This window comes from Providencia sp. UF-224, assembly GCF_058245955.1.
Genome location: NZ_JBSICC010000051.1, coordinates 1 through 13,022, shown reverse-complemented (window position 1 = coordinate 13,022; position 13,022 = coordinate 1). Strand labels below are relative to the sequence as shown.

Genomic DNA, 13,022 nt, shown 5'->3' with positions numbered 1-13,022 from the left:
TGATGGGATAGGTGGAGAAATTAATCGGGTACTTAGAAAAACGAGCTATTAAAGAAAACGCGCCAAAAGGCGCGTTTTTAGTTTAATACTAAGCCACATGCATTACTTAATATTAAACCTGATTATAACGTTAAAAATTGAAATTAAAAGGATTAAATTTAGTTATTTTGTTTAATATTAAGATAAATGTGATAGACCTCAAGCGCGTATTGATTTCTTTTTTGTTCTTGAACCTCGGATTTTTTTAAGCCTGCATTATAAGCGCCAACCCCTTTCCAAACATCCCCCTGTATTCGAATAAACTTCGCCAGATAAAATGCCCCCGTGTAAATATTCATGCATGGATCTTGCCTTAAATGATTTTCGGTAATGCCATACTGCGCTAATTCGTTAAAGTTTTGCGAATGAATTTGCATTAATCCAATGGCGTATCGTGTCGATGAAGCTTGATTAATCGCATTCGGTTGGAATGAGCTTTCACGAAATGCAACTGCACGTAATAAATCAGGGTCAATTTTATAATCATTTCCTGCTTTATCATAGCAATCAAACGAAAATGAAAAAGGTGAAAAAATTAAGGCAATGAGAATACAGATCATTCGCATATGAAACCCCATTAAATAATTCATTTCTTTATCTCAGAATCGCCCATTTTAATTAAAAAATAAAGCACTATTTAAACGCAAGCCAAAAGAAAGGAGGAGCAATAAATACGCTCCTCTGAAAGAAAGACATCACACACTACGCAAAATTTCATTTTGCAAGAATTTATCTTTAAATCATAGTGTTAATTAAAAATAAATAGGTGAAAATTTTAAAAATCTTTGTATAAAGTGCTAAAAGAGTGCTGAAATGTGGCTAAGTTAGTGCTGCTTTGTGGCTATCTTGTGGCTAATCAAATTAAAACAGTGAGTTATAAGATTCAGTGCTTTGTTGGTGCCTATATATTAGCACTGATGGAGTGCTTAAAAAATTAAGTTTAGCACTTTAAAAGCACTGTTTCTGTGATACTATAAATTACACTAGGCACTTGATTAGCACTCTAATTTATAGGTTAAATAAATGGCAAGACAAAACGTATATATGTCACAAAAAGTTTATGATGCAATTAGAACAATTGTTGATGAACGTCGAGCTGATGGTGCAAGCCATGCTGATGCAAATATGTCGAGCGTCTGTTCTGAAATGCTGGATATTGGCGTTCGTGTCACGATGAATTTAAAAAAGAAGGCAGATGAAACAGATGATGATGGAATGACATGGGAAGAGCTTTATAAGAAGCAAATGTTAGAAGATTCAGCAAAAACACGTCAATGTATTCAAATGATTTTTCAGATGCTATTTAATATTAGAGAAATAAAAGAAGATAGTCGCTATGATTTTAGGGAGGGAATTGCAGAGATGAAGCGGGAGACTGAAATGCTAATAAATCAATTTTTTCCAGAGAATTAAAAGGATGTTTCTTTGGGGATAAATGTATGGTTTTACTTATTAATTGGGTTTTTAGTGATTGAGATTTAAAATTATAAATATATGTCACATTAATTTAAATTTATAATTGATTTGAAATGAAAATAAAGTTAATCTTAACCTAAGCTAAATAATTAGCGAGTTAAAAATTTAAGAATCGCCCAATAAAGGAGGTACGAACTCCCTTATTGAGCTAAACACATAACCTAGCCTAAAGGAGACGGTTACATGTCTGCATGTGATCCTATTGATCTAAACGTAATAAAACAAGAGGTTTTGTTCGATTTTTTCGATTTTCATCTTAAAAAAGATGAAGTATGGGCCATTTTAAACGAGAACTCTGTTTTTTTAGCTTCCAATTTGTTCAAGTTAACAGGGATTGAACAGTTTTTATATAACATTTTTCACTCTTCATTTTCCAATTTTCTTAAAAGTGATTTTATTGATGTAACTTCAAAGAACGTTGTTGTTTCTTTCCCTTCATATTCTCTTGATAGTCAATTAAAAGAACCTCCTATTTATTTTCTCCAATTTTCAAAGTTTAATGATGATTTCTTTTATTTAAAAGCTATAAATTTATTTTCAAATAATTTAAGTCTTTATGATATTAATATAGTAAATAAAAACAAAGATATTGAAAAAATTCCTTTGGATAGATTTAAAAAGGTAAATCCATCTGATGAATTGTTAGAGGATGAATGGAAAATAGCATGGTTATTTATTTCAAGTATGTCATATAGACAAATAGCCTCATTTCTAAATATTTCTAGGACTACTGTTGAAAATAAAATGAAATCTGTATATGGAAAACTGGAATTGTTAGGTGAGGGAAACTTTAAATATGTAGCTGAGGTTTATTCATGGAGAAAATATATTCCTCGTGACTTATTAAAGGATTTTTTTATACATCTTTACTAATTGGACGAACGCCCCATATTTGTAACAACCTGTAAATATGGGGCAGTTGTCTAATTCCATTATTTTTTTTATTAGATATAGTATTTAAAATTTCACTTAGGAATTCACATGATGACAACTGAAAAATTTAAGGCAATAAGATTAACTATCCCTATTTCTTCTAGGATTCATGAGTTGCTAGCTAATTCAGCAAAATTAGCGGGTCGCTCCAAACAAGATGAAGCATTATTAAGGATTGTCTATAGTCTATACAACGAACATGAAATTACAGGGAGTTACTGGGATATAGCTAAATAAATTAATAATTCATTTCAATTTTAATTTTATGAATTTATAAACTGTTAAATAAAAAGACAGCGGGTAGACTTTGCCATTTAAAAATGGATTTGTCGGGCTGGGGCGGTAGCGCACTCAATTTAGAATGCTTTTATCACGCTTTGTTTCTTACTTAAATTAAGTGTTATTAATTCATTAATTAAGTCGGGAATAAAGCGAGCTAAATGCTCAATTGTTATTAAATACTCACAAAGAGATTATATTGTAAATATTGAAACATCTATTAACAAGGAAATAGCTATGTCACAACTGACTATTGAAAATACGCCAGCCCGAAAGAAGGGCTTATTTAAACGTGCTATTGATGCGGTGAACTTTAAACTGGGGAAAACCTTATTCCGTTTAATTGGTGTACCGATGATGGCCTTTTTAGTCTCTAAAGGGGCAATGGCTGCTGATGACTTAATGGCGGCGGGTCGTGAAGATGCAGAAGCCAGCTTTGGTGCAGATTCGACACTGATTTACTACTTCATGTTAGCGGAAGTGGTGTTGGTCTTCTTAATGTACCTGCGTAATCACAACCCAGCGACATTCGTGTTGATCCCTGTGTTCTTTGTGATCACCGGTATTATCTTTGCCATTATTAAAGCTCGCGCCCCAGGCGTAACACCATAAGATAAGTTATTGGTATTGAAGGAACAGCGTTATGGAAGAAGAGCGCGCTAAGCGATTCATCTTTCCTCAGACGCTGACAGAGCAAAGTCGTCCAATTGGCTTACCTCTCGATGAAACCTGTGCCATTGCCCTCCCGTTATGCTGGGCGGTCATGGACAAGCAATATATTGCAGGGGTTGTCATTGGCGTTTTGCTCTGGTTTGCACTGAGGTATTTTAAAAAAGGGAGGGGAACAGATTGGCTGATTAATGCGTGTTACTGGTATTTGCCTTCCTTCTGTTTTCAGGGAATGTACAAGCGACTTCCCGACTCCGCGTTCAGACTCTGGCTAAAATAACAGGAGGTCACGGTGAAACTGAGCGCAGCCAAATCTGCCCACAAATTCACATCACTCATTTTCATCATATTAGTTTGCTTATTAGGAGGAAGTATTACGGGGAATATTCTGGCTTGGTCGAATATTGCCACGTTAATTGATAGCCGTGAAATGACCTACATCCCACAGTTCTTTGAAACCCCGTTTACCTTAAGTCGCTCACATGCTGACGCCAATTATCTGGAACAAACTGCACAATCGCTGATTTTTCTGCGTTATAACGTGTCGCCCGAATCGGTCAAAGCTAATCACAAAGCGTTACTACGATTTTTTGATAACGGTCAGCGCCCACAGATGCAAGAACTCTTGGCTGAAGAAGCGAAGCAAATTATTGAGAACAATGTCACCAGTGCTTTTTATTTGTCTGGAATGGATGTGTATCCCAATTCTGGCATTGTCGATATTCACGGGGATATTCAAACGTGGATTGGCAACCGTAAATCGCTACCTGAGCGGGTGACATTACGATTAACCCTGAAGTATGCAAATGGGCTCACGACAATAGGGGGCTTTGAGGTGCAAGTCGATGAAAAGAAGAAAAAGTAAGTTAAGTCAACTGGCGTTATTGGCCCTGAATATGGGCCTCTTTTCTGCCTTCAGTTTAGCGGAGCCCGCTGCAACTTTACCTGTAAAAATTCCTGTTTCGCCTGATTCGCAAGTGCGTGTGGCCTTTAGCAACAGTGAGCCAAATATGTTGGTGGTGCCAGGCGACCGGATTGTCGCGATTGATAGTGCGCAAGGCATGTTTATCAATGGTAACCAAAAAGGCGCAACGGGTCAGCTCAGTGGTGGGGTAGTGTTGATGACCACGCAAACCAAACCGTTTACCTTTTATGTCCGTACTGCAGGCGGTTTGACCGTCTCCGTGGTCGCCGTTCCGCAAAAACGGGATGGTCGTGTATTGCAGTTGGTGTCGTCAGTCCCTGCGAAGCGACCAGCCGCCAAACAGTGGGAACGTTCGTTACCTTATCCCCAAATGCTGATTGGACTGCATAAAGCATTACTCAACGGCGAAGTTCCGCAAGGTTTTGCCAAAGCGCCCGTCACCGTTACGCCAACCTTGTCATTACCGTCGGGGTATGTTGTGTCTGCGGATGAAATGTGGAATGGTGGCGATGTACGGGTATACAAACTGGCGGTGCGTAATACCACTGCCAACGCTAAACCGATCACTGAGCGATTGTTTAATGCACAGGGGGTAAGGGCAGTATTGATTTCGCCTTATAGCGAACAGGTGTTACCGGGTGCGACCGCAACCGTGTGGTTAACGGTGAGTAATGAGGTGACGCATGGCTAATTTAAATGTGAAAACGCGTCGTAAACAGCTTGTTGTTTTTTTAATGGTGGCGTTAGGTGCCAGTGCCATTGGTGGGGTTGCATGGTGGTTTAGTCAGCCTTCAAAACCCAAAATTAAACAAACGGCGCAAAAGCCTGTGCCGAACATGACAGGGGTTGTCTCTTCCACCTTTGATCGTAAAGTCGGGCAAGCCGCCATGGCGGATTTGCAATCCACGGCATCGCAAGTGGATAAGCAGATGAAAAGCGTGAATGCCCGAATTGAGCGTTTAGAGCAAGAAAATAAAGCTTACCGCGACAAAATTGAGCAACAAGATAAAGACTTAACAACGTTGCAAGACCAGCTGAATGAGGTGAGTAATGGGTTGATCCATGGCGACAATACCTTACCTCAACCTCAAACGCTCCCTGTTGGTACGATACCGACACCGAATGGTCAAGCTAGCCAACCCGTTATCCCGCCGCCAACGGCATTTTATCAAGGCGGTCAATACCCTGTTGGGCAACCTCAAATCAATGTAAACCCTGTATTAAAGCAAGGCTTACATTCGATGACTATCGAGTATGAAGAAGACAAGGTGGATAACAACTTACCCGCTTTGCCCTATGTCCCGTCAGGGAGTTTTGCCAAAGCGATGGTAATTGAGGGGGCAGATGCCAATGCGTCTGTCACGGGGAACAGCAACCCTTCTCCCATGCAGTTTCGCTTAACAGGCAAACTGATTATGCCAAATAATGAGGAGTATGATTTAAGTGGGTGTGCGGTGACGGCGGGTGTGTATGGCGATATTTCCAGTGAACGCGGACTTGTTCGTACTGACCGTCTGTCTTGCAAGTTGTTTGGCCATACGATTGATATGCCGTTTAAGGGGCATGTTTCCTTTATGGGGAAAAACGGTATTAAAGGGGAGCCGGTCATCCGAAATGGTGAGCTAGTCGGTTATGCCTTTGGCGGTGGGTTTCTTGAAGCCGTGGGGTCAGGTTTTTCTAAAGTGGGCGATACGACAGTGGGTATTGGTGCAAGTAGCACAACCACCATGGCCGATGTGGCGCGTGGTGGTGTTGGCGGCGGGGTTCAGCAGTCAGGTAAAATGTTGTCGGAATACTTCATTAAACGTGCCGAACAATACCATCCAGTGATCCCCATTGGCGCTGGTATTGAAATCACTGTCGTTTTCCAAGAAGGCTTCCAATTGGAATTTATTGAACAGATGCGCAAGAAGAAAAGTAAGGATGCGGCTGCCGAGTCTGTTCAGCAAACGCTCAATCAAGGCATTACGGTGACAAAACAAGCGTTACAAGAAATTTCACTCGGGGATGCGGTGCCATCCACAAATTACCCGCAATACCCGACACAACAATAACGTCTTTCACGCCTCCTTATCGCCAACACCAGGGCAATCCTAAGGCGCAGTTATGTTAACTCTACCCACAAAAAACAACACGAAAACGCGATTAAAAGCCGTCCTTCTTATGGTGTTCATCAGTTCACCTGCGGTGATATTGGTGTGTGCCGACATCAGTTGGGATGGATTGCTTTTTCTCGCTATCTATACCGTTTGAGTGCCTGGGTGACTCAAATCTTAAATAACGACTCTCAACAAAAGTGAATGAATAAATGGATAAATGGTATTTATTGTATTGCAAAACAGGGCAAGATTTACGAGCGATTGAACATCTTGAACGTCAAGGTGTGAATAGTTTTTCCCCACGTTATGAAGCGGAGAAAGTGGTGCGAAATCGGAGACGCAAAGTGATGGAGCCCCTGTTTCCAAACTATTTATTTGTAAAATTCGATTATGAAGTGATCCATTTTTCGACCATTAGCTCAACACGGGGTGTGAGCTACTTTGTGCGCTCTGGCAAACTGCCGGTGGTGGTGCCCGATGAAATCATTGCGACTCTGATGGTGCCAAATTTTATGAAAGAGGTGAGTGAGCAACTCCCGCAAAAAGGGGATGAAGTGGTTATTTATGACGGCATCTTTCAAGGTGTGCGTGCGATTTACAGTGAGCCTAACGGGGAGGCTCGCTCGGTGTTACTCCTTAATATCCTCAACAAAGAAGTGCCTCGTGTTGTCGATAATCGTAACTTTGAGGCCATAAAATAACGGGATAAGGAGCCTAATGATGTTGAGCACAATATTCATTGTCTTCGTGGTTGTCATTTTATTTTTAGGGGTAATCATTGTTGCGATAAGTAAAGCAAGTGAAGCGACATTTGTCTTTGCGTTGATGGTTTTACTAATCGGTTTAGTGATTTTCGGAGTTGCAATATTAAATGAAGAAGATAAGTCAGAAGTTGTGAGTAAAGGGGAATATTACTCAACAAAATGTCAACTCATTGAAACCAATAACGATAATGGGTTATTTCAGCCTAACACCAATAAGCTCAAGTGCGGTGATGTGATTGAAAATGTCACGGTTAGCGATTACAAAGAAGCCATTGAAGCCTACCAATTAAGCAATGATAAGGAAAAACCATTGCACCAAAGCGGGCGAATGACTGGGAATGCACCTTTGACCTGTTCTTAAAGGATATTGAGGACAATATCGATAAGCATCGTCCGCGTCATCTTGCCCAATTTGATGACTTTAATCAGTGAGATTACGGAGGTATTTAATGTTTGATAAACATGTAACAAATCAATCAGTCATCAATCATTCAACACATAACCCAAGCCATTTAGTGAAAGTTACCGATAGAGACGGCAAGGTCACAGTGCTTCAAATTGAACTTATTCGTAGGATAACGACGTTTAATGGCGGTGCGTTTGTGCATCTACCTGAAGGTGACTTTATTGAACTAAATTTGGCCGTTGATGTGTTATTTGACCAAATTCAGTCTCACTTGGAAAAAATCCAACATTGGATAATTAAGCGAATGGAGTAATCTCCTAATGACACTTTTAACTCAAATTACTCAACCGCATTTTTCAACTAAAAATACACTGACCGATATTGCGTTGATGATGAAAAGACAGCATATCCTCAATAACTACCATATTTCATTTTCAAACGAACTCGGCGAATGTGTTTGTCAGGCGTTATATAAAAATTCCGTTCTTGGTGTTGCAAAGGTTACCAGCCACACGGATATCGCACATATTCACAATATTTCGATACATCCTTTTTTTCGGCAAGCAGGAATTGGACGAAAAATGATAGAACGTATCGTTAATGAGTTTTCGGGGGCTTTCACAACGGCCATTGCAGGGCGTGCAACTGATAACGTGAGTGTGAGCTTTTTTAGGGCGTGTGGATTTGATATCCAAAACAGTGGTGCAATAAAGCGGCGGCTTTCTTACGATAAAGTTGAGCATGCAAAAACCTTTTTAAACAAACGGTTTTACGATGCGGTGAGAACGAAAATGTTCACCCTTGAAAATACAATAGCCACATTGCCCGATGAACAAAAAGCCCAATTGATGTCTGAAACGGTAAATTGGTGGCTCTATCAAAATAGTGATGTGGATATTCACATCATCAATATTGAGTCAGTCAGCAATGCTTCACCAGAATGGTTGTTAGCGAATAACAATAACCCATTCTTTGGTGTTCGAGTCTGGTATCGGGTTAATAACCTGATTTAAATGGAGGGAATCATGACCAGTCCTGAAGAAAGACTGTTTCAATTTAAAGTCATGCGTTGTTTTGTGATAGTTAATTTGTGCATCGTTGTCATTAACCTCGTAGGATGTCTGATTGGTTATTTTACTTGGTCGTTTAGGGATATTCCCTATATTTCCATACTGGTTTCTGTCAGTGCAATTATCGTCGTTTTAATGATTGGTGACGATAGAAAAGCCAGCTTTATTTCAGGGAAGGTGGGATTCCCTTCGCGCAAGAAAATGGCCCAATTTATTGTCAAATGTCTTCTGGTTTATGTGGTTTTCTTTTCCGTAGGACTCGCGATTAAATACAGTTAAATAACGTTTTTTATTTGATATTCCTCGTCGTTCTCTTCTTTTTACCCATTTCGTATTCAAAAGGTTTAATTATTAAAAAACTCCTAATTCTAGGTGTATTAACTCTGCCCATCGGTTGTACGGCGGGCAGGAAAAATTAAATTCCCTAATGTTGTTATAAACTCACTTATCTTGCAAATAGCATGATGACCTATGACTTAGCTTTATTTAAGTGGAGAGCGCAATGACCAGTCTAGAAGAAAGATTGTTTCAGTTTAAAGTGATGCGCACCCTTGAGATTATTAATTTTCTCATCGCAATAGTGAGCATGAGCGTTTGGGGGAGTAACTTTTTTATCTCATCGCCTTTACCTTTGTATCTCGGGAATATTTCCTTGCTGTGTGCTGCAAGCACAATAGTTGTCTTCGTTTGCTTAGGTTTAGGGCAATACTCAAAATCAGACTATATTGCTGGGAAAGTGGGATTTCCTTCACGCAAGAAAATGATCCTATTTATCGTTAAATGTCTTGGGGTTTATGTGGTTTTCTTTTCCGTAGGACTCGCGATTAAATACAGTTAAATAACGTTTTTTATTTGATATTCCTCGTCGTTCTCTTCTTTTTACCTATTTCGTATTCAAAAGGCTCAACAATGAAAAAACTCCTAATTCTAGGCGCATTAACCCTGCTCGCTGGTTGTACTGCGGGTATGAAAGATTCCTTTGATTGCAATGCCACGGCGCAAGACAGCTGCATGACGATGGAAGAAGCCAATCAAAAGGCAGCACAGCAAAATGTGTCTTGGAACCATCCTACTAATGGGGAGGGCACATCCCAAAAGCGAGCTGAGTTGCCGCGGTTAGCGCCGTTGGCAACTCCGACGGTTCCCGTTGTCACAACCGCCTCCACATCGCGCTCAGTGCGTACTGTGGAACCGAGTTACGGCGCGACCTCACAGACCGTGACGGCATTAGGGGCATTTGAGTCGTCACCCGTCCCTATAAAAAAGTCGATACCCGCCAATTCACTGCCACCGATTTCGCAGCCAACCCAAACGTGGTCGGGTTGGGCCGATATTGGGATGGTGCCACCGGTGCGATTACCTGCAAGTACCGCGCGGTTGTGGATAGCCCCGTGGATTGATGAAGAGCAAAACTTTTATCAACCGGCCGTCGTCTCCTTTGTCGTGAAAGAGGGCCAGTGGAAGGAGCAGTTACAATGACGCAAAAACGTGGCTTCTTGCAAAAATTGAAGCAACTCGGTAATCCCCATGCAAAGGATGCGGGGGAGTCCCCCTTTATGGAGAGTTTATTCAAAGGACTCCTCTCTAACTGGAAACAACCCGACGGCTCACGAAAAGCGCATGAAGCACTGGAAGAGATGGACTATCCGTCTTTTAGCAGTGTCTTACCGTATCGCTATTATGATGCCGACTCAGGGCTTTTTATTAACAAGGAGACGGCAGGTTTCGTGTTGGAATGTGCGCCCTTGATTGGTGCGAACGATAAAATTGTCGATGCACTGGATTATTTTCTGCGAAATAAATTGCCGCGTAAAACCCCACTCACCTTTTTGTTGCTCGGCAGTAAATGTATCAGCGGCATGTTGGATTACGGTCTGAGGGACTTTAGCTGGGATGGTGAGTTAGCGTCAAAATTCAATGCCATTACCCGTGCTTATTATGAAAATGGGGCGATGAATGGTTTAGCCAACAAGCAAGGCTTGCCATTAACACTTCGGAATTACCGCCTTTTTGTTATCTATGCCGAACCGGTTAAACGGGCAGATGCGTTGACACTGCAAAATTTGAATCAAACCTTGAGTGTGGTGCAGCAATCTCTCCTCGGTGCGAGTATCGGCTCGGAGCGATTGGATGATAAAGGCTTAATCAAGTTGGTGCGTGAAATGGTGAATTTTCGTCATCACAATATTGCGGAGCCGTCCGACGAAATGGAGCCGTATGAAGAACTCAATGCGCAGTGTGTTGACCGTTCGTTCGTGATGGAGTTAAAACCCGAAGCCATGCATCAGAGCTTAATGGATGAAAAGGGAAGAAAATCGCGTACACGGATACTCAACTACAGCCTTGCCAAAAACCCGCAGCGGTTTGCCCTCTGGCAAGGGGGCGATAATCTCAGCAATTTACTTGACCCTGCAGCTTCCGTGTCGTGCCCGTTTGCCATTACGTTGACGCTGGAAGTGGAAGATCTAGTCCGAACCCAAAACGAATCGATGACCAAATCAGCCACGTTTAATAAGCGCGCAGAATCCAAGTTCTCCAGTTGGGTGCCAGGTGTGAAGCAACAAGCGAAAGAGTGGACCGATATCCGTGAACGGTTAAGTAAAGGGCAATCAGCACTCACGCGTTACAGTTATGGCATTACGTTATTTTGTGAAGATGATGACGATAAAGCTCTAAACGCTGAAATGGCCCTAATGAATACCTTTAACAGTAATGGATTGACGCTCACGCCCCCCAGTTTTATGCAGTTGCGCAACTACATGGCCTTGTTCCCGTTTGTTATGCAAGAGGGCTTGTGGGGCGACATGAAACGCTCAAGTGGCACACTGCGGGCTGAGTCTTTCAACGTAGCCAACTTGTTGCCCGTGGTTGCTGATAACCGCATTTGTCGCAGCGGACTGCCTATTCCCTCATATCGTAACCAGTTGTCTTATCTCGATATCTTTGATGATGATTCGGGGCTGGGGAACGATAACTACAACATGGGGGTGTGTGGCACCTCGGGGGGCGGTAAGTCCTTCTTGGTGCAAGCCATTATCCGCCAAATTCTCGACAGTCGCGGTTGGGCGTATGTCTTGGATATGGGCGAATCCTACAAAGGGCTGTGTGAGAGTGTTGGGGGCGTTTACGTTGATGCGCGCGACCTTAAATTCAACCCATTCGCGGGTGTCGTCAATATTAAAGAAGCGGCGGAGAGTATTCGCGACTTGCTATTGGTGCTTGCTAATCCGTCAGGGGATATGGATGACACCTCTAAGTCCATCTTATTGAATGCAGTTCAAGACGTGTGGGAGGGTGCAGCACCGAGTAAACGTCAGGGTAATGCGGTTCTGATCGATGATATTTCAGAGTACTTAACGTGGCAATTAGAGCATGGTGTTTTTGAGGATGCTGACTCTGTGCGCAATAAGATGCACGAGATTGTTGTTTCCTTACAGAAATACACCACCAAAGGCTTGTACGGCGAGTATTTTAATAGTCCTAATCCTGTTCTCAATGACAATGTGCGTTTTACCGTACTGGAGATGGGCGGCCTACAAAATAAACCTGATTTGTTAGCCGCCGTTATGTTTTCCATGATGATCTTTATTGAACAGCGCATGTACTTATCCCCACGGGACATTAAAAAAGCCGCCATTATCGATGAAGGTTGGAAACTGCTCGACAGTGAAAACAGCTTTGTCGGTAACTTTATTGAAGGGGGCTATCGTACTGCCCGTAAGTACCGGGGTGCCTACATTACCATTTCTCAGGGAATTGAGGATTTTGATGGTGAGGATGCGAGTGTGGCCGCGAAAGCCGCATGGAGTAACTCGTCGTACAAAATTATTTTGCGACAAAACTTGGAGGCGTTCCGTAAATATAACCAGAAAAACCCTGACCAGTTCAACGTGTTGGAACGTACCGTGGTGGAAGGGTTCCCTTCGGCGAAAGAGGCGCACTTCAGTGCCTTTATGTTGCGAGTGGCAGGGCAAGTGTCTTATCACCGCTTGTTGATTGACCCCATCAGTCGCACCTTGTTTTCCACGGACGGGAAAGACTACCAGTTCCGTGAAAATGCCGCGGCACAAGGACTTTCCCAGCAAGCCACGTTATTGGCGTTAGCCCAACAAAAATTCCCAAGAGAAATGGAGGCCTTATCCCAATGGCAGACCCAAACACGACATTAGTCGACAAAGTAGAAAAAACACCCGCACGGGGCGCAAGTCGTCGACGCAAAGCCTGCTTGAAGGCCATGAGTTTTTTTATGGTGATTGCAGTGGTACTCAGCTTCAGCATTTCGGTGTTTGTGGTGCGTTGGCTTGCTCCTATCACCGTCACTTTCGACATGACGGGCACGGTCAACCAATATCAGCAACAAAT

The 13,022-nt window shown here is 42.1% G+C and carries 19 protein-coding genes; 18 read left to right on the top strand and 1 reads right to left on the bottom strand.

What is annotated here, in order from left to right:
• Positions 1 to 158: 158 nt before the first annotated feature.
• Positions 159 to 605, bottom strand: a complete 447-nt coding sequence (locus AC4IFO_RS22050) for a transglycosylase SLT domain-containing protein (protein WP_490737623.1) — start codon at positions 603 to 605, stop codon at positions 159 to 161.
• 457 nt (positions 606 to 1,062) lie between these two features.
• On the opposite strand from AC4IFO_RS22050, the gene AC4IFO_RS22045 reads away from it, so the two are divergent.
• The 18 genes from AC4IFO_RS22045 to AC4IFO_RS21960 form a co-directional block, all read left to right on the top strand.
• Positions 1,063 to 1,452, top strand: a complete 390-nt coding sequence (locus tag AC4IFO_RS22045; RefSeq protein WP_371007728.1) for a relaxosome protein TraM — start codon at positions 1,063 to 1,065, stop codon at positions 1,450 to 1,452.
• A 246-nt stretch (positions 1,453 to 1,698) separates the two neighbouring features.
• A complete protein-coding gene (locus AC4IFO_RS22040) occupies positions 1,699 to 2,388 on the top strand; it encodes a helix-turn-helix transcriptional regulator (protein ID WP_371007729.1) in 690 nt (229 codons plus the stop codon).
• Between the two features lie 108 nt (positions 2,389 to 2,496).
• Positions 2,497 to 2,685, top strand: a complete 189-nt coding sequence (locus tag AC4IFO_RS22035) for a hypothetical protein (protein ID WP_371007730.1) — start codon at positions 2,497 to 2,499, stop codon at positions 2,683 to 2,685.
• Positions 2,686 to 2,964: 279 nt separating this feature from the next.
• A complete protein-coding gene (locus AC4IFO_RS22030) occupies positions 2,965 to 3,339 on the top strand; it encodes a type IV conjugative transfer system pilin TraA (RefSeq protein ID WP_371007731.1) in 375 nt (124 codons plus the stop codon).
• A 31-nt stretch (positions 3,340 to 3,370) separates the two neighbouring features.
• Positions 3,371 to 3,676, top strand: a complete 306-nt coding sequence (traL, locus tag AC4IFO_RS22025) for a type IV conjugative transfer system protein TraL (RefSeq protein ID WP_371007732.1) — start codon at positions 3,371 to 3,373, stop codon at positions 3,674 to 3,676.
• A 12-nt stretch (positions 3,677 to 3,688) separates the two neighbouring features.
• Positions 3,689 to 4,261, top strand: coding sequence for a type IV conjugative transfer system protein TraE (gene traE / locus AC4IFO_RS22020; protein ID WP_490737619.1), 573 nt, complete (start codon positions 3,689 to 3,691; stop codon positions 4,259 to 4,261).
• Positions 4,242 to 5,012 (top strand): type-F conjugative transfer system secretin TraK, encoded by a 771-nt coding sequence (traK, locus tag AC4IFO_RS22015; RefSeq protein WP_490737617.1) that lies wholly within the window; start codon positions 4,242 to 4,244, stop codon positions 5,010 to 5,012. Before traE ends, traK begins: the two co-directional genes overlap by 20 nt.
• A complete protein-coding gene (traB, locus tag AC4IFO_RS22010; RefSeq protein ID WP_490737615.1) occupies positions 5,005 to 6,375 on the top strand; it encodes an F-type conjugal transfer pilus assembly protein TraB in 1,371 nt (456 codons plus the stop codon). Before traK ends, traB begins: the two co-directional genes overlap by 8 nt.
• A 52-nt stretch (positions 6,376 to 6,427) precedes the next feature.
• Complete coding sequence (locus tag AC4IFO_RS22005; protein ID WP_490737613.1) at positions 6,428 to 6,574, top strand: hypothetical protein; 147 nt, start codon at positions 6,428 to 6,430, stop codon at positions 6,572 to 6,574.
• Positions 6,575 to 6,629: 55 nt separating this feature from the next.
• Positions 6,630 to 7,121: a transcription/translation regulatory transformer protein RfaH gene (gene rfaH / locus AC4IFO_RS22000; protein ID WP_371007736.1), complete on the top strand. Its 492-nt coding sequence runs from the start codon at positions 6,630 to 6,632 to the stop codon at positions 7,119 to 7,121.
• Positions 7,122 to 7,140: 19 nt separating this feature from the next.
• Entirely contained in the window at positions 7,141 to 7,545 is a 405-nt protein-coding gene (locus AC4IFO_RS21995; RefSeq protein ID WP_371007737.1) for a hypothetical protein, read from the top strand.
• 88 nt (positions 7,546 to 7,633) lie between these two features.
• Entirely contained in the window at positions 7,634 to 7,903 is a 270-nt protein-coding gene (locus AC4IFO_RS21990) for a hypothetical protein (RefSeq protein ID WP_371007738.1), read from the top strand.
• A 7-nt stretch (positions 7,904 to 7,910) separates the two neighbouring features.
• Positions 7,911 to 8,603 (top strand): GNAT family N-acetyltransferase, encoded by a 693-nt coding sequence (locus AC4IFO_RS21985; RefSeq protein WP_371007739.1) that lies wholly within the window; start codon positions 7,911 to 7,913, stop codon positions 8,601 to 8,603.
• Between the two features lie 12 nt (positions 8,604 to 8,615).
• Positions 8,616 to 8,939 (top strand): hypothetical protein, encoded by a 324-nt coding sequence (locus AC4IFO_RS21980; protein ID WP_371007740.1) that lies wholly within the window; start codon positions 8,616 to 8,618, stop codon positions 8,937 to 8,939.
• 223 nt (positions 8,940 to 9,162) lie between these two features.
• Entirely contained in the window at positions 9,163 to 9,498 is a 336-nt protein-coding gene (locus tag AC4IFO_RS21975; RefSeq protein WP_371007741.1) for a hypothetical protein, read from the top strand.
• 71 nt (positions 9,499 to 9,569) lie between these two features.
• Entirely contained in the window at positions 9,570 to 10,139 is a 570-nt protein-coding gene (gene traV, locus AC4IFO_RS21970) for a type IV conjugative transfer system lipoprotein TraV (RefSeq protein ID WP_490737609.1), read from the top strand.
• Positions 10,136 to 12,829 carry a type IV secretion system protein TraC gene (gene traC / locus AC4IFO_RS21965; protein WP_490737607.1) on the top strand — a complete coding sequence of 898 codons (2,694 nt, stop codon included), beginning with the start codon at positions 10,136 to 10,138 and terminating at the stop codon, positions 12,827 to 12,829. The genes traV and traC overlap by 4 nt, the downstream gene beginning before the upstream one ends.
• A partial coding sequence (locus AC4IFO_RS21960) for a hypothetical protein (protein WP_490737605.1) occupies positions 12,805 to 13,022 on the top strand: 218 nt, incomplete at its 3' end. The genes traC and AC4IFO_RS21960, both read left to right, overlap by 25 nt.